Source organism: Frankia sp. AgB1.9 (assembly GCF_016786355.1).
Classification (GTDB): domain Bacteria; phylum Actinomycetota; class Actinomycetes; order Frankiales; family Frankiaceae; genus Pseudofrankia.
In genome coordinates this window covers 1-19,488 of the sequence record NZ_JADWYX010000023.1, presented here as the reverse complement: position 1 = coordinate 19,488, position 19,488 = coordinate 1, and the positions used below count along the sequence as shown (strand labels likewise).

General features: G+C 69.8%; 10 protein-coding genes and 3 rRNA genes. 3 read left to right on the top strand and 10 right to left on the bottom strand.

Going from position 1 to position 19,488, the window contains the following annotated elements; translation table 11 throughout:
• Window positions 1–118: 118 nt before the first annotated feature.
• From ligA to I6A60_RS11110, 5 genes are all read right to left on the bottom strand, one after another.
• Complete coding sequence (gene ligA, locus I6A60_RS11130; protein ID WP_203022523.1) at window positions 119–2,371, bottom strand: NAD-dependent DNA ligase LigA; 2,253 nt, start codon at window positions 2,369–2,371, stop codon at window positions 119–121.
• Complete coding sequence (locus I6A60_RS11125) at window positions 2,368–3,591, bottom strand: methionine synthase (protein WP_203022522.1); 1,224 nt, start codon at window positions 3,589–3,591, stop codon at window positions 2,368–2,370. Before I6A60_RS11125 ends, ligA begins: the two co-directional genes overlap by 4 nt.
• 66 nt (window positions 3,592–3,657) lie before the next feature.
• Window positions 3,658–4,737, bottom strand: a complete 1,080-nt coding sequence (mnmA, locus tag I6A60_RS11120) for a tRNA 2-thiouridine(34) synthase MnmA (protein WP_203022521.1) — start codon at window positions 4,735–4,737, stop codon at window positions 3,658–3,660.
• A 65-nt stretch (window positions 4,738–4,802) separates the two neighbouring features.
• Window positions 4,803–5,996: a cysteine desulfurase family protein gene (locus I6A60_RS11115; RefSeq protein WP_203022520.1), complete on the bottom strand. Its 1,194-nt coding sequence runs from the start codon at window positions 5,994–5,996 to the stop codon at window positions 4,803–4,805.
• Between the two features lie 32 nt (window positions 5,997–6,028).
• Complete coding sequence (locus I6A60_RS11110) at window positions 6,029–7,474, bottom strand: glycosyltransferase (RefSeq protein ID WP_307873634.1); 1,446 nt, start codon at window positions 7,472–7,474, stop codon at window positions 6,029–6,031.
• Between the two features lie 429 nt (window positions 7,475–7,903).
• On the opposite strand from I6A60_RS11110, the gene mftA reads away from it, so the two are divergent.
• From mftA to mftC, 3 genes are all read left to right on the top strand, one after another.
• Window positions 7,904–8,035, top strand: a complete 132-nt coding sequence (mftA, locus tag I6A60_RS11105) for a mycofactocin precursor MftA (protein WP_013422193.1) — start codon at window positions 7,904–7,906, stop codon at window positions 8,033–8,035.
• 140 nt (window positions 8,036–8,175) lie between these two features.
• Window positions 8,176–8,436 carry a mycofactocin biosynthesis chaperone MftB gene (gene mftB / locus I6A60_RS11100; RefSeq protein ID WP_307873633.1) on the top strand — a complete coding sequence of 87 codons (261 nt, stop codon included), beginning with the start codon at window positions 8,176–8,178 and terminating at the stop codon, window positions 8,434–8,436.
• 69 nt (window positions 8,437–8,505) lie between these two features.
• Entirely contained in the window at window positions 8,506–9,666 is a 1,161-nt protein-coding gene (gene mftC / locus I6A60_RS11095) for a mycofactocin radical SAM maturase (RefSeq protein ID WP_374113454.1), read from the top strand.
• A gap of 245 nt (window positions 9,667–9,911) precedes the next feature.
• Here mftC and I6A60_RS11090 read toward each other — a convergent pair whose 3' ends face one another.
• The 5 genes from I6A60_RS11090 to I6A60_RS11070 all read right to left on the bottom strand — a co-directional run.
• On the bottom strand, window positions 9,912–10,418 hold the full coding sequence (locus tag I6A60_RS11090; protein ID WP_203022518.1) for a MarR family winged helix-turn-helix transcriptional regulator: 507 nt from the start codon (window positions 10,416–10,418) through the stop codon (window positions 9,912–9,914).
• Between the two features lie 672 nt (window positions 10,419–11,090).
• Window positions 11,091–14,351, bottom strand: coding sequence for a fused isobutyryl-CoA mutase/GTPase IcmF (icmF, locus tag I6A60_RS11085; protein WP_203022517.1), 3,261 nt, complete (start codon window positions 14,349–14,351; stop codon window positions 11,091–11,093).
• A 1,303-nt stretch (window positions 14,352–15,654) separates the two neighbouring features.
• A 5S ribosomal RNA gene (gene rrf / locus I6A60_RS11080) occupies window positions 15,655–15,771 on the bottom strand.
• Between the two features lie 107 nt (window positions 15,772–15,878).
• A 23S ribosomal RNA gene (locus tag I6A60_RS11075) occupies window positions 15,879–18,987 on the bottom strand.
• A gap of 357 nt (window positions 18,988–19,344) precedes the next feature.
• Window positions 19,345–19,488 (bottom strand): 16S ribosomal RNA (locus tag I6A60_RS11070); the annotation flags it as partial.

Sequence of the window (19,488 nt, the reverse complement as noted above, 5' to 3'; positions counted from 1 at the left end):
CTACGAGCCGCGACATCAGCCGGACCCCCCGCCGCCGTATGTTTCGACCTGTCCACTTCGACACTGACGACTCCGACAGTACCACACCAGACAACTCGGGCAAAGCCTCCGGGAGCTGCTATTCGGCGACGGGGTCCGGCTCGGCCGGGACCGGGGTCGGGTCCGTCGGCTCGACGGAGACCGCGAGCGCCTCGGCCGCTTCGACGCCCTCGGCCAGCAGCGCGCGAAGGCCGGTCTCGTCGAGGATCGGGACCTTCAGGGATACGGCCTTGTCGTACTTCGTGCCGGCGTTCTCGCCCGCGATGACGAAGCTGGTCTTCTTGCTGACCGAGCCGCTGACCTTGCCGCCCAGGTTCTGGACCGCCTCCGTCGCCGAGTCCCGGGTGAAGCCCTCCAGCGAGCCGGTGATGACGACGGTGACGCCGGCCAGCGGGCGTGGGCCCTCGTCCGCACCCTCGTCGGCCAGGGCCACGCCGCCGGCCCGCAGCCGTTCGACCAGGTCGAGGTGGCGCGGGTCGGCGAACCACTCGACGACGGCGGCCGCGATCGTCGGGCCCACGCCGTCGACTACCGCCAGCTCCTCCAGGCTCGCCGCCCGGATCGCGTCGGTCGAGCGCAGCTCCCGGGCCAGCGCCTGCGCGGCGGACGGACCGACATGGCGGATCGACAGGCCGACGAGCAGGCGCCACAGCGGGCGGTGCCGGGCCGCCTCGATGCCCTTGAGGACCTGCTGGGCCTTCTTGCCGAGCACCGACCGGCGCAGCGCCTTGCCGTCCGGGCCCTTGACGAGCTTGCCGTTCTCGTCGCGGACCGTCTCGATCCGCTCGAACAGCGGCATCCCGGTGAAGGAGCGCTCGTCGAGGTGGAAGACGTCCGCGATGTCCTTGACCCGGCCGGCCTCGATCAGGTCGATCGCGCTCTCGCCGCCGAGGCCGTCGATGTCGAGGGCGCCGCGGGACGCCAGGTGGATGATCGCCTCTCGGCGCTGGGCCGGGCAGCCGACCGTGTTCGGGCAGCGGGTGTCGGCCTCGCCCTCCGGGCGGACCAGCTCGGTGCCGCACTCCGGGCAGTGGGTCGGGAAGACGAACTCGCGCTCGGTGCCGTCACGCAGGTCGACGACCGGCCCGACGATCTCGGGGATCACGTCGCCGGCCTTGCGCAGAATGATCATGTCGCCGATCAGGACGCCCTTGGCCTTCACCTGGTCGGCGTTGTGCAGCGTGGCCAGGCCCACCGTCGATCCGGCCACCGTGACGGGCTCCAGCACGCCGAACGGGGTGACCCGGCCGGTCCGGCCGACGTTGACCTCGATCGATTTCAGCCGGGTGGTTACCTCCTCCGGCGGGTACTTGTACGCGATCGCCCACCGGGGCGCCTTGGATGTGGCGCCGAGCCGGCCCTGGGTGGCCAGGTCGTCGACCTTGACCACCACGCCGTCGATCTCGTGCTCGACGTCGTGGCGGTGCTCGCCCCACTCGCGGATGTAGCCCAGCACCGCGTCGACGTCGCCGACCACCCGGTAGCGCGGCGAGATCGGCAGCCCCAGCTCGGCGAGCGCCTCGTAGGCCGCCGACTGCGAGGGCGGGTCGAACCCGCGGCGGGCGCCCAGGCCGTGCACGTACATCGCCAGGCCCCGGGACGCCGTCACCTGCGGGTCCTTCTGCCGCAGCGAGCCGGCCGCGGTGTTGCGCGGGTTGGCGTACGGCTTCTTCCCGTCGGCGACCAGTGACTCGTTGAGCGCCACGAACGCGGCGACCGGGAAGAAGACCTCCCCGCGCACCTCCAGCAGCGCCGGAACGTTCGGCCCGCGCAGCCGCGCCGGGACGCTGCGCAGCGTGCGGATGTTCGCGGTGATGTCCTCCCCCACCCGGCCGTCGCCCCGGGTCGCGGCGCGGACCAGCACGCCGTCCTCGTACACCAGGTCGACCGCGAGGCCGTCGATCTTCAGCTCGCAGAGCCAGGCCGAGACCGAGGTCTCCTTCGTGGCCCGGGCCGCCCAGGCCTGGAACTCGTCCTCGTCGAAGGCGTTGTCCAGCGAGAGCAGCCGCTCCAGGTGGGTGACCGGCTCGAACAGCTCGGACGGGGTCTCGGTGACCTTCTGGGTCGGCGAGTCCGGGGTGCGCAGGGCCGGGTAACGCTCCTCCAGCGCCACGAGCTCGCGGTAGAGCACGTCGTACTCGGCGTCCGAGACGGTCGGCGCGGCCAGCACGTAGTAGCGGTAGGCGTGCTCGTCGAGCACCCGGGCGAGCTCGGCGGCCCGCGAACGCGCGTCCGCGGGCACCTGCTCGGCCCCGGACTGGACGCCCGCGGCCGCGAGCTCGGCCTCGTCGGAGGCAGCGGTCGCCGTCTCGTCCGGCGCGGGGCCGCTCATTCCGGTGACTCCACGAGTACCCGAGCCGCGGCCCGGCAGTGCCTCATCGCCAGGCGCGCGTACCGCTCACTCGCGCCGGCGAGTCCACAGGTGGGAGTCACGGCGACCACCTCCCCGAGCTGTTCGGGCCGAAATCCCAGCCGGCGCCACAGCGACCGGACTGGATCGACCGTACGACCCGGGTCCGACAGATCCGACCAGCCGCCACCGGCGGACGGACCGCTCGCCTGGTTGTCCGGCCCCTCGTCACGGTCGGTCGCCCACGCGATCCGCTCACTCGACCTGCCGCGCGCCGCGACGACGGGCCGGCGCGGCCCGGTCCCGATCTTCGCGTCCGCCGCGAGGGCCGCCGACGGGGACGGCGGCGGCACGGTGTCGCTCCGGTCGGTCGACGGGACGACCCCCATCATCAGCCGCAGCCCGGACTCCACGGCCTCACCGATGGAGTCGTCGGCGTCCTGGCTGAGCAGGGTCGCGTCCAGGCCGACGAACTGCGCGCCGGCCCGGCGCAGCAGTGCCAGGGGCACGTCGGGCGCGCAGCAGTGCACCCCCACCCCGGCCACGTGGTTCGCGGCGGCGGCCTTCGCCAGCACCAGCCCGAGCCGCTCGCCGGCCAGCTCCTCGCTGACCACCCGGAGCACCGAGAACCCGCTCGGGGTACGAATCCGGCCCGCGAGCACCGCCGGCAGCGACGGCTCGTCGAGCTGGACGAGCAGCCGGGCGCCGGGCACCCGCCGCGCGATCGTCGTCAGCAGGTCGGCCAGGCCGACGGCCAGCGACTCGGCCAGGTCACGGGTCGCGCCATGGTCGGACAGGGCCTTGTGGCCGCGGGTCAGCTCGACGCCGGCCGCGAGCGTCCACGGCCCGGCGACCGCGATCTTCAGGGGACCGACGTACCCGTCGGCGGCCTCCTCGATCGCGTCGAGGTCCTGCTCGACCATGCCGCGCGCCCGCCGGTAGTCCATCCCGGGGCGGGCCACCAGCCGCCAGCCGGACGGCTGCAGGTCCACCGGCAGCTCAGCCGCGATCACCGCGGCCCGGCCCAGCATGTCCCCGCCCGGCCCGCGGCCCGGCAGCTCCACCAGATGCGGCAGGTCGGGGAACTCGTCGAACACCAGCTTCGCCGCGATCAGTGGGTCGGTCCCCGGCAGGGATCCGACTCCCGTGGCGGCCCCCGCCGGCCACAGGGACGTCCATCCCGACTCACCACTTGTTGTCACGCGATCAAAGCTATTCCAGCCGGATGTCGTCCGGGGGTCAGCGCGCCCCGGGCGCGGGCCGCGTGCCTAGGCCAGGGCGCGCTCGGCCATCGTGCGCAGGATGTGACCACCGCCGAGAACCCGGTCGCCGTCATAGAGCACGACGGCCTGGCCGGCGGCCGTGCCGCGCACCGGCGCGCGCAGCTCGATCGACAGCTCGCCTCCGTCGGCCCGCGCGACGGCCGGCACCGCGTCGCCGTGCGCGCGGACCTGGGCGAGGCACTCGACGTCGAACCCGTCGGGCGCCGCCCAGACACCCGCGTCCGCGGCCAGCCGCCACACGTCCAGCGACTCGGCCGGGCCGACGGTCACGGTCGACGTCACCGGCGAGATGTCCAGGACATAGCGGGGCCGGCCGTCCGGCGCCGGGCGGCCGAGGCGCAGCCCGCGCCGCTGGCCGACGGTGAACGCGAAGGTCCCGTCGTGCGCGCCGAGGGTCTCCCCGGTCGCCGCGTCGACGATCGGCCCCGGCTTCGCGCCCAACCGGTCGCGCAGCCAGGCACCGGTGTCCCCGGACGGGACGAAGCAGATGTCATGGCTGTCCGGCTTGTCCGCGACGCCCAGGCCGCGGGCGGCGGCCTCGGCCCGCACCTGCGTCTTCGTGGAGTCGCCCAGCGGGAACATCGCCCGGCGCAGCTGCTCTGGGCGCAGCGTGCCGAGCACGTAGGACTGGTCCTTGGCCGGGTCGACCGAGCGGCGCAGCACGCCGTCGGCGGACAGCCGGGCGTGGTGCCCCGTGACGACGGCGTCGAAGCCGAGCGCGAGCGCCCGGCCCAGCACGGCGGAGAACTTGATCCGCTCGTTGCAGCGCACGCACGGGTTCGGCGTCTCACCGGCGGCATACGCGGCGACGAAGTCCGCGATCACGTCGGTCTCGAACCGGTCGGCCAGGTCCCAGACGTAGAACGGGATGCCCAGCACGTCGGCGGCGCGGCGGGCGTCGCGGGCGTCCTCGACCGTGCAGCAGCCCCTGGCGCCGGTGCGCTCGGCGTCCGGCGAGCGGGACAGCGCCAGGTGCACGCCGGTGACCTCGTGCCCGGCGTCGACGGCACGCGCGGCGGCGACCGCCGAGTCCACTCCGCCCGACATCGCGGCGAGCACCCGCATCACGCCACCTCCTGTGCGCCTTGTCCCCCGAGCTGCTTTCCCTTCCAGGATGCCTGACCCGCGCGCTAGGTCCCGCCGAGGCCCGCGAGCTCGCCCGCGCGGCTGGCCCGGTCGACGACCGGGGCGATCGCCGCGACGACGGCCTCGACGTCCGCGGCCGTCGACGTGTGCCCCAGCGAGAACCGCAGGGAGCCGCGGGCGCTCTGCTCGCCGGCGCCCATCGCCAGCAGCACGTGCGACGGGCGGGCCACCCCGGAGGTGCAGGCCGAGCCGGTCGAGCACTCGATGCCGCGGGCGTCGAGCAGCATGAGCAGCGAGTCGCCCTCGCAGCCGGGGAAGCTCAGGTGGGCGTTGCCGGGCAGCCGGCCGGGGCCGGGCGGGGCCCCGTTGAGCACCGCCGTCGGCACCGCTGCCAGCACCTGGCGGACCAGCTCGTCGCGCAGCGAAGCGAGCCGGGCAGCCTCGGCCGGGAGGCCGCGCGCGGCGGCCTGCGCGGCGGCGGCGAACGCGGCTGCACCGGCGGCGTCCAGCGTGCCGGACCGGACGTCCCGCTCCTGCCCGCCGCCGTGGGTGAGCGGAGTGACGGTCAGGCCGCGGCGCAGCAGCAGCGCGCCGATACCGACCGGCCCGCCGATCTTGTGGGCGGTGACCGTCATCGCGTCGACGCCGCTCTCGGTGAACCCCAGCGGCACCTGACCGAACGCCTGCACGGCGTCGGTGTGGAACGGCACCCCGTGGGCGTGGCTGAGCTCGGCCAGCTCGGCGACCGGCTGAACGGTGCCGACCTCGTTGTTCGCCCACATCACCGAGACGACCGCGACGTCGTCCGGCCCGTCGCCGGCGCAGAGCGCGGCGGCGAGGGTGCGCGGGGAGACCAGCCCGGTCTCGTCGACCGGCAGCAGCTCCAGGACGGCGTCCTGCGACTGCTCCAGCCAGTGCGCCGGGTCGAGCACGGCGTGATGCTCCACGGCGCTGACGAGCACCCGGCGCCGGCGCGGGTCGGCGGCCCGGCGGGCCCAGTACAGGCCCTTCAGGGCGAGGTTGTCGCTTTCCGTCCCACCACCGGTGAAGATCAGCTCGGAGGGCCGGCAGCCGAGCACGCCGGCGAGCGCCTCGCGGGACTCCTCGACCGCCCGGCGGGCCTGGCGGCCGCCGGCATGCAGCGACGACGGATTGCCCGCGACCGCGTGCGCCGCCATGAACGCGGCGAGCGCCTCCGGCCGCATCGGCGTCGTCGCCGCATGGTCGAGATAGTTCACAGCTCAACAGGTTAGCCGCGGGCCCGCCCCGCTCACCCCCGTTGGCCGCCGGCCCTCGCGCCCGCGCTTCGCCTGGGACGCAGGGCGGCGACCACCCGCCCGGCCCAGGCCGGCCCCGGTGGGAGCAGCGGGCGAGCCGTCCGGGCCCGGACACAGCCCCACCAGACGCCGGCGCTGTAGGCGGCGTCGTCCAGCATCCGCACCAGCACGTAGGGCCCGAGCCCGACCGGCGGGCGGGTCGCCCACCAGTCCCGGCCGGCGGGGATGACGACGGCCGCGGCGAACACCCGTCGCCCCGCCCGGCTGCTCGCCAACAGCGGCCACCAGCCGCGGCGGATGTTGTCGGCCGCCGCCTCGACGGCGTAGCGGCGCCCGGCGAGCACCATCACCCAGGCGAGCCGTCCCGGCCTCGGCGCCGCAGCCAGCCGCCGGGCCAGCCTGGACGCGGTGAGCACGCCACGGCCGGCCGTCGCCACGCAGACGGCCCCGACGACGGCTCGCCGCGCCGGGCCCGCGGGGGCGGCGGCGATCGCGACTGCCCCGACGACGGCGAGCGCAGCCGGGCGCGCCGGACGCAACGGGCCGGCATGGCGGACGGCCAGCGGACCGGCCGACGAGCCGTAACCGAACCGCTGCCGCGCCCAGCCGAACCAGTCGGCGCGCGGCCGATGATGAACGACCGCCGCCGGCTCGTAACGCACCGACCAGCCGGCCGCGACCAGCCGCCACACCAGGTCCACGTCCTCGCCGTACCTCAGCCCCTGGTCGAAGCCGACCAGTTCGCGGCGGACCAGCAGCATCGCCGTCGGCACATAGCTCACCCGCGACCCCGGCCGGACCGCCGCGGGCCGCGCCCCGAGATCCAGCGGCGACCGGGCGCTCTCGTACCTGGCCAGCAGCCCGGCCCGCTCCCCCACTGGCACGGGGGACGCAACCCGGGGCGCGACGGCCGCGACGGCCGGGTCGGCGAGGTGCCCGAGCAACAGGCCCAGCCAACCGGCCTGACCCGCCCCGACGGGGCCGGTCGCGGTGGGATCGGTCGCCGTGGAGCCAGCCCCGGCATGACCGGTCGTGGTGCCGAGGTCGTCGGGGAGCTGGATGTCGGCGTCGCAGAACAGGACAAGCGGGTTGGTCGCGGCCGCCGCGCCCGTGAGCCGGGCGGCGGCCGGGCCGCGTGGGTGCTCGTGGCGCAGCACCCGGGCTCCGGCGGCCGCCGCGACCGCGCCGGTCGCGTCCGTCGAACCGTCGTCGACGACGATCACCTCGGCGCACCGGCGGGCCAGCGCCGCGACCAGCACACCGAGCCCGGCCGCGCCGTCCCGGACCGGCAGCACCGCTGTGACCGTCGCCGCCCGGCCTTCAGGCTGGGCCGGCGGCACCGGCCAGGCCAGGCCCGCGTCGACCAGGCGGCGGGCGAGCGCCCCGGCGCCCGGCCCGGCCGAGCCGACCGGCCGACCGGCCAGGAGCGCCTCCCACACGGAGCCTCCCGCCGGGGACAACGTCAGCAACCGCAATGGCGAACCACCCAACAACACCTTTCCGCGCGACAGAACGGTGGTTTCCGGGTCACACTGCACATGGAAGTCCGCTGGTAGCGGCGGCGCCCCGGTCGGGCCTGGCACCACGCCCGGCCCTGGTGGCGTGGGTACGGCGCGAGCCGGGCCCGTCGCCGGCCCAGCGGCCTCCGCCCCGGCCGTCGACGACGACGCGCCACCCACGCCCCCGACAGCGCCGGGCGCCAGGGTTCGCCACACCGCGTCACGCAACGCGGCCAGGTGGAGCCTCGCGGTGCCCGCAGGTGACACCCCACCCACCGACCTACGGCCGGCCGCCGGGAACACCCGCTTGCGCCTGGCCACAGAACACAACGGCCCGCACCTGGCCATAGAACACACAGGAGGAACGGTATGGACTCGCTCGCCCCGACGACGGACATCGCGGCCGCCAGCACCCTCGAGGCCGGTGCGCCGGCCGAGCCGATCGTGGAGGACCTCCTCGTCGAGGACGTCTCGATCGACGGCATGTGCGGCGTCTACTAGATCGCCGCTCTCCCAGATGACTCCAGGCCTGACACCCGTGGGGGCCCCGGAACGGCCGCCCCCCCGCGGCCCCCACCCCCCCCCCCCCCCCGGCGTCCCCTCACCCGACACCGGCGCATGCCGTGGCCAAGGCGTCCGGGGTGACGTTCGACCCGTCGCTGCCCTACCGCCTGCATCCGAAGGTGGCGCTGCGGCCGGAGCGGTTCGGCGCGCTGGCGTACTCGTACGCCACCCGCCGACTCTCGCTGCTCAAGGACGTCGACCTGGTCACCGTCGTCCGGGCACTCGGCGACGCGCCCTCGGCGGGCGACGCGCTGGCCGCCGTGCCGGCGGCCAAGCGGCCCGCCGTCGAACGCGCGCTCGCGCGCCTCGTCGAGACCGGCTTCGTCCAGCCCCGCTGACCGCCCGTGCTCGCCCGCCGCGCGAGCACCCGTAGACAACCCGCCAGCTTTCGCCCGACGGAGGCCATTGTGAGCGTCACCGACCTGGCCGTAGCCCCGAGCCTCGCGCCGACGCCGGCGAGCGCGTCGCTGCAGCAGACGCTGCTGCGCGGCCTCGAGGCACCGATCTGCCTCACCTGGGAGTGGACCTACGCCTGCAACCTGCAGTGCGTGCACTGCCTGTCGTCCTCCGGCCGGCGCGACCCGCGCGAGCTCGACACGCCGCAGATGCGGTCGGTCGTCGACCAGCTGGCCGACCTGCAGGTCTTCTACGTCAACGTCGGCGGCGGCGAGCCGATGACGCGCCCCGACTTCTTCGAGGTGCTGGAGTACTCGGTCGACCACGGGGTCGGCGTGAAGTTCTCGACCAACGGCGGGATGATCGACGCGTCCAACGCTCGGCGGCTGGCCGACCTGGACTACGTCGACATCCAGATCTCGCTCGACGGCGCGGACGCGATGACCAACGATCCGGTCCGCGGCCTCGGTTCCTACGACCGGGCCCGCCGCTCGATGGAACACCTCGCGACCGCCGGGTTCGGCGCGTTCAAGCTGTCGGTCGTCGTCACCCGGCACAACGTCGACCAGCTGGACAGTTTCGCCGCACTGGCCGCCGACTACGGGGCCGAGCTGCGGATCACCCGACTGCGCCCGTCGGGCCGCGGCCAGGACTCGTGGGCCCGGCTGCACCCGACCGCCGACCAGCAGCGCGAGCTGCACGGCTGGCTGCTGGCCAGGCCCGAGGTGCTCACCGGCGACTCGTTCTTCCACCTCGCCGCCTACGGCCAGGCGTTGCCCGGTCTGAACCTGTGCGGTGCCGGCCGGGTGGTCTGCCTCATCGATCCGGTCGGCGACGTGTACGCCTGCCCGTTCGCCCTGCATGACCATTTCCGGGCCGGCAGCGTGCTCGACGGCGGCGGCTTCGCGAACGTGTGGCGGACCTCGACCCTGTTCACCGAGCTACGGGAGCCCGACAACCCCGGCGCCTGCACCTCGTGCGGTCACTACGACGCCTGCCAGGGCGGCTGCATGGCGGCGAAGTTCTTCACCGGCCTGCCACTGGACGGCCCGGACCCGGAATGCGTCCTCGGCCACGGTGAGGCCGCACTGACCGCGGTGGACCCGCACAGCCTGCCCATCATCGACAACGACCACAGCAAGCGCCGCCGGCTGCCCCTGTCGGTGCTCTGAGCCGCTTGGGGCCGTGTCGGCCTCTTAGTGCTATCCCGGCCGTAGTGCTGTCCCGGCGTAGCGCTGTCCCGGCCGCAGCGCTATCCCGACGCAGTCCGGTCCCGGGGCGTTGAGACCGGGGCCGGCCGGACGGTCTGGCCTCGGCCGGGACCGGCCGGTTGGGCCGGGCTGGGCTCGTCCGGGCACAGCGTCCGGCGGGCGCGGCGCCCGGGCGTCGGGCCGCCAGGGGCGCCGTCGGCGGCGCGTCAGAAGTCGCCGGCGGTGCGGCGCATCTCGTTGAGCAGCCCGACAAGGGTGTCGATGCCACCCTCGGGCAGGCCGAGGTCCGCGAAGACGGTGCCGTTGAGCTTCTCGGTGGCCGCCAGCGCCGTTGCGCGACCCTCGTCGGTGATCTCGGCGAGGATCGCGCGGCGGTCGGTGGGATGCGGGATGCGGCGGACATGGCCGCGCGTTTCCAGCCGATCGACGGCGCTGGTGACGCTGGTCGGGTGCACCTGCAGGCGGACGCCGATCCGGTTCAGCGGCAGCCTGCCCTCCCGACTGAACAGCAACAGCATGAGGACCTCGTAGCGGGCGAACGTCAGCTCGAACGGCCGCAGCACCTCGTCGACCCGGCCGAGCACGATCTGCTGGGCGCGCATCAGCGAGGTGATCGCGGCCATCCCATCCGCCGTCTCCCCCCATCCGTGCGCGGTCCACTGACGCCGCGCCTCGGCGATCGGGTCGAAAGGCAGGGGTTTACGAGGCGGCACGGTGGGAGCGCTCCGGCGGGTGCGGGCGTCAACGGGGGCACCGCCAACGCTACGTCGTAGTAACTTGCGCCCATTGCATCTCAGGTGTGGACGTCAAGGCAAAACGGCGCGGCGCCCGAGCGTCGCGATCGATCGATTGATTCCCACTCGCACCGTCGAATCGGGCCCACCGCGACCCCGAGATGTGATCCCCGTCGCGCCCGCCAGCTCCGGTGCCCGGCCGCTACGCGGGCGGACGCTGTACTGGCCAGCGCCGCGCTGGCCCGCGCCGCGCTGTGCTGTACAGCGCCGCCCGGCGCTGTACTGGCCGGCCGCTGTGCTGTCCGGCGCCGCGCTGTCCGGCGCTACGCGGGCCGGCGCCGCACTGTCCCGCGCTACGCGGGCCGGCGCCGCGCTGGCGCCGTGACCGTCAACGTCTGCCCGTCGCCTTGATCGCCGTTTTCGCCCTTTGGTGGCTACGGAACAGGTCCAGTTACGACCACCGGAAGGTCGAAACGACGATCATGGAACGCGGAGACCGGGCGAGCCTTCTCGGAGGCAGCACTAGTCGGCACTAGCCGGCACTAGCCGGCACTAGCCGGCAAACGTGCTGACCGGCGACGGACGGCGGCCGGGTGGGGACGCCGCCCGCCGGTCAGCTCGGGTCCGCGCAGGTCAGACGCTGCGCCGATATCAGACGTTGCGCCGGTACTGGCCGCCCACCTCGAAGAAGGCATCGGTGATCTGGCCGAGGGAGCAGACCCGGACGGCGTCCATCAGGGCCGCGAAGGTGTTGCCGCCGCTGGACGCGGTGTCGCGCAGGTGGCGCAGCGCGGCCTGGGCCTCGATCTGATGCCGGCTCTGGAAATCGGTGACCCGGGTCAGCTGCGACTTCTTCTCGTCCTCAGTCGCGCGGGCGAGCTCGAGCGTGGTGGCCGCGTCGTCCGTGCCAGCGGGGGCGACAAACGTGTTGACCCCGATGATCGGAAGCGAGCCATCGTGCTTGCGGTGCTCGTAGAGCATCGACTCGTCCTGGATGCGGCCACGCTGGTAGCCGGTCTCCATCGCCCCTAGCACGCCGCCTCGCTCGGAGATCCGCTCAAACTCCGCGAGCACGGCCTCCTCGACCAGATCGGTCAGCTCGTCGATGACGTACGACCCCTGCAGGGGGTTCTCGTTGCCTGCGAGGCCCCACTCCTGGTCAATAATCATCTGGATGGCGAGGGCTCGGCGCACCGACTGCTCGGTCGGCGTCGTGACGGCCTCGTCATAGGCGTTCGTGTGCAGGCTGTTGCAGTTGTCGTAGATCGCGCACAACGCCTGCAGGGTCGTCCGGATGTCGTTGAAGTTCATCTCCTGCGCGTGCAGGGACCGGCCGGACGTCTGCACGTGGTACTTCAGCTTCTGCGAGCGCTCGGCGGCTCCGTAGCGCTCCTTCATGGCGACGGCCCAGATCCGGCGGGCCACCCGACCGATGACGTTGTACTCGGCGTCCATGCCGTTGGAGAAGAAGAACGACAGGTTCGGCGCGAAGTCGTCGATCTTCATGCCACGGGCCAGGTAGGCCTCGACGTAGGTGAAGCCGTTGGCCAGCGTGAAGGCGACCTGGCTGATCGGGTTCGCCCCCGCCTCGGCGATGTGGTAGCCCGAGATCGAGACCGAGTAGAAGTTGCGGACCGCGTTCTGGATGAACCATTCCTGCAGGTCGGCCATGCAGCGCAGCGAGAACTCGGTCGAGAAGATGCAGGTGTTCTGGCCCTGGTCCTCCTTGAGGATGTCGGCCTGAACCGTGCCGCGGACCGTTGTCAGCGCGCGCGCCCGGACCGCGGCCGCCTCGGCCGCGGAGGGCTCACGGCCTTCCTTCTCGACGAACGCCGCAAGCTGCTGGTCGATCGCGGTGTTCAGGAACATCGCGAGAATCGCGGGCGCCGGCCCGTTGATCGTCATCGACACACTGGTGGTCGGCGAGCACAGGTCGAAGCCGTCGTAGAGCGCCTTCATGTCGTCAAGGGAGGCGATCGAGACGCCGGAGGTGCCGACCTTGCCGTAGATGTCCGGTCGGGTGTCGGGATCCCGGCCATACAGCGTGACGGAGTCGAACGCCGTGGAAAGCCGGGTCGCGGCGGCGCCTTCGGAAAGGAAATGGAAGCGGCGGTTCGTCCGGAACGGGTCGCCTTCGCCGGCGAACATCCGGGCTGGCGCCTCACCGGCCCGCTTGAACGGGAACACCCCGGCGGTGAACGGGAAGAGCCCCGGGAGGTTCTCTCGGCGCAGGAAGCGGACCAAGCGGCCGTCATCGTCAATCTTCGGGACCGCGACCCGGGGCACCTTCGTTCCGGAGAGCGTCGTCCTCGTCAACGGCGTGCGGATCTCGTTGTCCCGTACCCGGTAGACCATCTCGTCGCCAGAACGCTCGGCGACCAGTGCCGGCCAGTTCGCGAGCTGCTCGCGGACCTCCGGGGCAAGCGCGGCCTCTGCCTGGTCCCGGAGCGCGGCTAGCGCGTTGGTCGCCGAATCGCCGTCCGTCGTGCCTTCCAGGGCCGTGATAGCCGTTGCCAGGTGCTCCCGCTGGCGGGCCGCCTCGGCCTGCTGTTCGGTCTGCGCGTGGTAGTCGCGAACGGCATCGGCGACCTCGGCGAGGTAACGGACCCGCTTCGGTGGAACGACAGTCGTCAGCCCGCTGGAGGCGCGCACCGCGACCGCCGGCAGCGCTCCGCTGGCGAGCGGCAGGCGTTGCCCACGAAGGAGGCTCTTGAGCTCCTGGTAGAGCGCGGTGACGCCGTCGTCGTTGAACCGGGCCGCGGAGGTGCCAAAGACCGGCATGTCCTCCCACGGGGTGCCGAACGCCTCGCGGTTGCGGATCAGCTGGCGGGCCACATCGCGGCGCGCATCCTCGGCGCCACGTCGTTCGAACTTGTTGACGGCCACCACGTCCGCGAAGTCCAGCATGTCGATCTTCTCGAGCTGGGAGGCCGCGCCGTATTCAGGCGTCATCACATACAGCGAGACGTCGCAGAACGGCACGATCGCCGCGTCGCCCTGTCCGATGCCGGGAGTCTCGACGATGACCAGGTCATAGCCGGCTGCCTTGGTCGCGGCGATCACATCGCCGAGATGCTCGGGGACCTCCTGGCCGGCTGTCCTGGTGGCCAGCGAACGGAAGAAGACCGGTCCGCCGACGGCGGTGTCGCCGAGAGCGTTCATCCGAATCCGGTCGCCGAGGAGTGCACCGCCACCGCGACGCCGAGTCGGGTCGACCGCGATGACCGCGATCCGTAGCTTGTCCTCCTGGTCGAGCCGGAAGCGCCGGATCAGTTCGTCCGTGAGTGACGACTTGCCGGAGCCACCCGTGCCGGTGATGCCGAGTACCGGTGTCGTCCGGTCCGCGATCGCGTCGCGCAGCCACTCCGCGAACTCGGGGTCGCGGCCGGCCTCCAGCACCGAGATCGCCCGCGCGAGCGAGGCCTCGTCCCCCGCCAGCACCGCGTCCCTCGACGGCGTGACCGCCGCGAGATCACGGTCGCTCTCCTGAATCGTCAGGTTGATCATGGCCGGCAGGCCGAGGCGCTGACCATCCGCCGGCGAGAAGATCCGGGCCACCCCGCGCGCGTGCAGCAGCTCGATCTCCTCGGGAACGATGACGCCGCCGCCGCCCCCGTAGACCTTGATGTGACCCGCTCCGCGCTCCTGAAGCCGCTCAACCAGGTACGTGAAGTACTCGACGTGTCCGCCCTGGTAGGACGACACGAAGACCGCCTGGACGTCCTCCTGGACCGCGGCCGCCACAACCTGCTCAACGCCCCGATCGTGGCCAAGGTGAATCACCTCGGCCCCCTGCGCCTGAAGCAGCCGCCGCATGATGTTGATCGCCGCATCATGGCCGTCGAACAGCGAGCCAGCGGTCACCGCGCGGAACGGGTAGACCGGCGTGTGGAGAGCGGACGTCGCACCCATCGACCTGCACCTCCGAGACACCGCACCCCGCGGCAAGGCGACCTGCTTGGCTACCCGATAGTAGGACGTCCATCTATCGGATGCCACCGGACCGCAGGCATGTGTCTCACCGCACCCGCCTCTGCCGATCACCACGGCGCGAATCGTCCGCACGTTCCACGGAGCGCGACGATCAAATGTCCCGTGGGCGGCGTGCCTGCACGTCCGCAGGCAGCAGGGCCTGCGCGTTCCGCGGAACGCAAAGATCGAGTGTGTCCCGCACGCGGCGCGCCGATACGTCCTCGCAGGCGGTACGGCCTGTGCCCCTCTGCGGAACGCGAAGATCGATTGCGCCCTGCGGGCCGCAGGCCAATACGTCCCGCAGGCAGTCGTCCCCAGACAGTCGGGCCTTCGCGTTCCGCGGAACGCGAAGATCGCGTACCTCCCGTGGGTGGCGCTCCGCCTAGTGCCGGTGGCACCTCCTGCGCATTTGGCGCATGCCCCGCCTCTGCCACCGCGTCCCGACCGCGACGCCCCGCGTCTGCTCGCTCCTCTCGTGAGATCCGCGATCGCCACGGTCAGCCCGTCGTCTTGATCGGCGTTTCCGCCTTCTGGTGGCTACGGAACGAGTCCAGCAACGACCACGGGAGGGCCGGAACGCCGATCATGGAGACGCCTGGACTGGTGAACCTCGCCGAAGGTGCCCAGGCCGTGTCTCGTAGAAGTTCGGTTCGGTTGGCGTGGCCGGATTCCGTTCCACACTGCTGATCTTCAGATGTTTCCAGCCACCGCGACCCGCATGATCGCGAACAGGTATGGATACATGGGGCATACAAGACCCGGCGGGCCGGTTTGCCTACCAAGTCCGCGATCATTGTCTCGACGAGGACTACCCCGGGCCGGTGATGGCCAGTTTGGTATGGATTTCGCCCTGACGAGCCGCCGCGAGGAACGGGCTTCAAGCGCTTCCCACGGAATCTGGAAGCGGCGGCTCTTGCACGTTCCGCGGAACGGAGATCGAGTCGGTGCCGTGGGCGGCAGGCCGGCACGTCCTGGGGGCCGAACCGTCTCGCGTTCCGCGGGACGCGGAGATCGCGTGCCGCTCGCGGGCGTTGGGCCGTCTGGTGCCCGAGACCGAGCGCGCCCCGGGCGTTCCACGGGACGCGAAGATCGAGTGGACGGGCCGCCAGCAGGCGGCCGGCCGCGGTTCCGCGGGACGCCGGGGCTGGGATCCGTGTCGCCGTGTGGTGACTTCCCCGCCAGAAAGGTCTGGGAAATGTGGAACGCCCCCGCACCTGGTGGTGTGGGGGCGTTCCGAAGGGTATTTCGGCGGTGTCCTACTCTCCCACCCAGTCTCCCGGGCAGTACCATCGGCGCTGGGGAACTTAGCTTCCGGGTTCGGAATGGGACCGGGCGTACCCTCCCCGCTAAAACCACCGAAAAACTGTTGAGTTATGGCACCTCACCCCAACCCGACCCACAGATATGGGGGGTTGGGGGTGGTCTGCCGTTCCTCAGGAACCGCACAGTGGACGCGTAGCATCTTTGTAGGACAAGCCCTCGGCCTATTAGTACCAGTCAGCTCCACACCTTGCAGTGCTTCCACTTCTGGCCTATCAACCCGATCATCTCTCGGGGGCCTTACCAGGTTGACCCTGTGGGAGACCTCATCTCGAAGCGAGCTTCCCGCTTAGATGCTTTCAGCGGTTATCCCTTCCGAACGTAGCCAACCAGCCATGCTCTTGGCAGAACAACTGGCACACCAGAGGTTCGTCCGTCCCGGTCCTCTCGTACTAGGGACAGCCCTTCTCAAGACTCCTACGCGCGCGGCGGATAGGGACCGAACTGTCTCACGACGTTCTAAACCCAGCTCGCGTACCGCTTTAATGGGCGAACAGCCCAACCCTTGGGACCTACTCCAGCCCCAGGATGCGACGAGCCGACATCGAGGTGCCAAACCTTGCCGTCGATATGGACTCTTGGGCAAGATCAGCCTGTTATCCCCGGGGTACCTTTTATCCGTTGAGCGACGGCGCTTCCACAAGCCACCGCCGGATCACTAGTCCCTGCTTTCGCACCTGCTCGACCCGTCGGTCTCACAGTCAAGCTCCCTTGTGCACTTGCACTCGACACCTGATTGCCAACCAGGCTGAGGGAACCTTTGGGCGCCTCCGTTACTCTTTAGGAGGCAACCGCCCCAGTTAAACTACCCACCTGACACTGTCCCTGACCCGGATCACGGGCCTAGGTTAGACATCCAGCACGACCAGAGTGGTATTTCAACAATGACTCCACAACCACTGGCGTGGCCGCTTCACAGTCTCCCACCTATCCTACACAAGCCGGACCGAACACCAATATCAAGCTGCAGTAAAGGTCCCGGGGTCTTTCCGTCCTGCCGCGCGTAACGAGCATCTTTACTCGTAGTGCAATTTCGCCGAGTCTGTGGTTGAGACAGCAGGAAAGTCGTTACGCCATTCGTGCAGGTCGGAACTTACCCGACAAGGAATTTCGCTACCTTAGGATGGTTATAGTTACCACCGCCGTTTACTGGCGCTTAAGTTCTGAGCTTCGCCCCGAAGAGCTAACCCGTCCCCTTAACGTTCCAGCACCGGGCAGGCGTCACTCCGTATACATCGCCTTACGGCTTCGCACGGAGCTGTGTTTTTAGTAAACAGTCGCTTTCCCCTGGTCTCTGCGGCCCACACCAGCTCAAGAAGCAAGTTCCGTCACCGGTGGTGGCCCCCCTTCTCCCGAAGTTACGGGGGCATTTTGCCGAGTTCCTTAACCACAGTTCACTCGATCGCCTCGGTATTCTCTACCTGACCACCTGTGTCGGTTTCGGGTACGGGCGGCCCTGGCACTCGCTAGAGGCTTTTCTCGACAGCATGGGATCATCCACTTCGCCACAATCGGCTCGGCATCACGTCTCAGACACATGACATGCGGATTTACCTACACGTCGTCCTACACGCTTACCCCGGGACAACCACCGCCCGGGATGGACTACCCTCCTGCGTCACCCCATCGCTTGCCTACTACCCCCCAAGATCCCAACCACCTCAACCCCCGAAAGGGAATCAGCGGGAGGTTAGTACAGGAAGATTCAGCATTGGCGCACCAGCGCCGGTACGGGAATATCAACCCGTTATCCATCGACTACGCCTGTCGGCCTCGCCTTAGGCCCCGACTCACCCTGGGCGGACGAACCTGCCCCAGGAACCCTTGGTCATCCGGCGGACGGGATTCTCACCCGTCATTCGCTACTCATGCCTGCATTCTCACTCGCGTGGCATCCACGGCTCGATCACTCGGCCGCTTCACACGCCACACGACGCTCCCCTACCCATCCACACACCTGAACCACCCCACAAGGAGGCAGCTGGGCTAACATGTGAATGCCGCAGCTTCGGCGGTACGCTTGAGCCCCGCTACATTATCGGCGCGGAATCACTTGACCAGTGAGCTATTACGCACTCTTTAAAGGGTGGCTGCTTCTAAGCCAACCTCCTGGTTGTCTGTGCGACTCCACATCCTTTTCCACTTAGCGTACGCTTAGGGGCCTTAGCTGGCGATCTGGGCTGTATCCCTCTCGACTACGAACCTTATCGCCCGCAGTCTCACTGCCGCGCTTCACGTACCGGCATTCGGAGTTTGGCTGAGTTCAGTAAGCTTGTCGGCCCCCTAGCCCATCCAGTGCTCTACCTCCGGCACGAAACACACGACGCTGCACCTAAATGCATTTCGGGGAGAACCAGCTATCACCGGGTTTGATTGGCCTTTCACCCCTACCCACAGCTCATCCCCCAGTTTTTCAACACTGGTGGGTTCGGTCCTCCACACGGTCTTACCCGCGCTTCAACCTGGCCATGGGTAGATCACCCGGCTTCGGGTCTTAGACATGCGACTATGGGCGCCCTATTCGGACTCGCTTTCGCTACGGCTACCCCACAACGGGTTAACCTCGCCACACACCGCAAACTCGCAGGCTCATTCTTCAAAAGGCACGCCGTCACCAGACCGAAATCCAGCTCCGACGGATTGTAGGCACACGGTTTCAGGTACTATTTCACTCCCCTCCCGGGGTACTTTTCACCTTTCCCTCACGGTACTAGTCCGCTATCGGTCACCAGGGAGTATTTAGGCTTAGCGGGTGGTCCCGCCAGATTCACACCGAATTTCACGGGCTCGGTGCTACTTGGGATATTCTTCGAGAGACAGAATGTTTTCGCCTACGGGGCTGTTACCCACTATGGCCGGCCATTCGCAAACCGTTCGACTAACACACTGTTTTCTAACTCTCTGGAAAGGCGGCAGCCCAACCTGAAGAATCCCACGACCCCTATGCCGCAACGCCTGCCGGCTATCACACGACACAGGTTTAGCCTAGATCCGCTTTCGCTCACCACTACTCGCGGAATCACGGTTGTTTTCTCTTCCTGCGGGTAATGAGATGTTTCACTTCCCCGCGTTCCCTCCATACACCCTATATATTCAGGTGTAGGTGACAGGACTTAGCATCCTGCCGGGTTCCCCCATTCGGAAATCCTCGGATCACAGCTCGGTTGACAGCTCCCCGAGGCATATCGCAGCCTCCCACGTCCTTCATCGGCTCCTGGTGCCAAGGCATCCACCGTGCGCCCTTACTAACTTGGCCACAAAGATGCTCGCGTCCACTGTGCAGTTCTCAAAGAACGGACGACCCCACATCCACACCCGGACACACCCACAAGGGCAGTTTCACGGAAGACATGGTCCGTACCGCAACCAGCCCCCACACCCTCGAACCGAGGATGCAGGGGCAGATGGCCGCCGAAGAAGCTTCCGCTCCCTCAGGACCCAACAGCGCACCACACGAAACCACCCACCACCTGGCTGCCCGTTCCACCCCCACCCCGAAGGACAGGGAGTACTAGACACAAACCCAGGCCGTGAACAGCCTCTCGAAGTCAGCATTCCACGCCAGTGAGCAACCGTCCGGCATGAACATCCGGAAACGGCATGCGCTCCTTAGAAAGGAGGTGATCCAGCCGCACCTTCCGGTACGGCTACCTTGTTACGACTTCGTCCTAATCGCCGGTCCCACCTTCGACGGCTCCCTCCACAAGGGTTGGGCCACCGGCTTCGGGTGTTACCGACTTTCATGACGTGACGGGCG

Excerpts from the sequence above, each read along its gene's own strand:
- ligA (WP_203022523.1), bottom strand. The coding sequence starts at position 2,371 with ATGAGCGGCCCCGCGCCGGACGAGACGGCGACCGCTGCCTCCGACGAG.
- mnmA (WP_203022521.1), bottom strand. The coding sequence starts at position 4,737 with ATGCGGGTGCTCGCCGCGATGTCGGGCGGAGTGGACTCGGCGGTCGCC.
- mftA (WP_013422193.1), top strand. The coding sequence starts at position 7,904 with ATGGACTCGCTCGCCCCGACGACGGACATCGCGGCCGCCAGCACCCTC.
- icmF (WP_203022517.1), bottom strand. The coding sequence starts at position 14,351 with ATGGGTGCGACGTCCGCTCTCCACACGCCGGTCTACCCGTTCCGCGCG.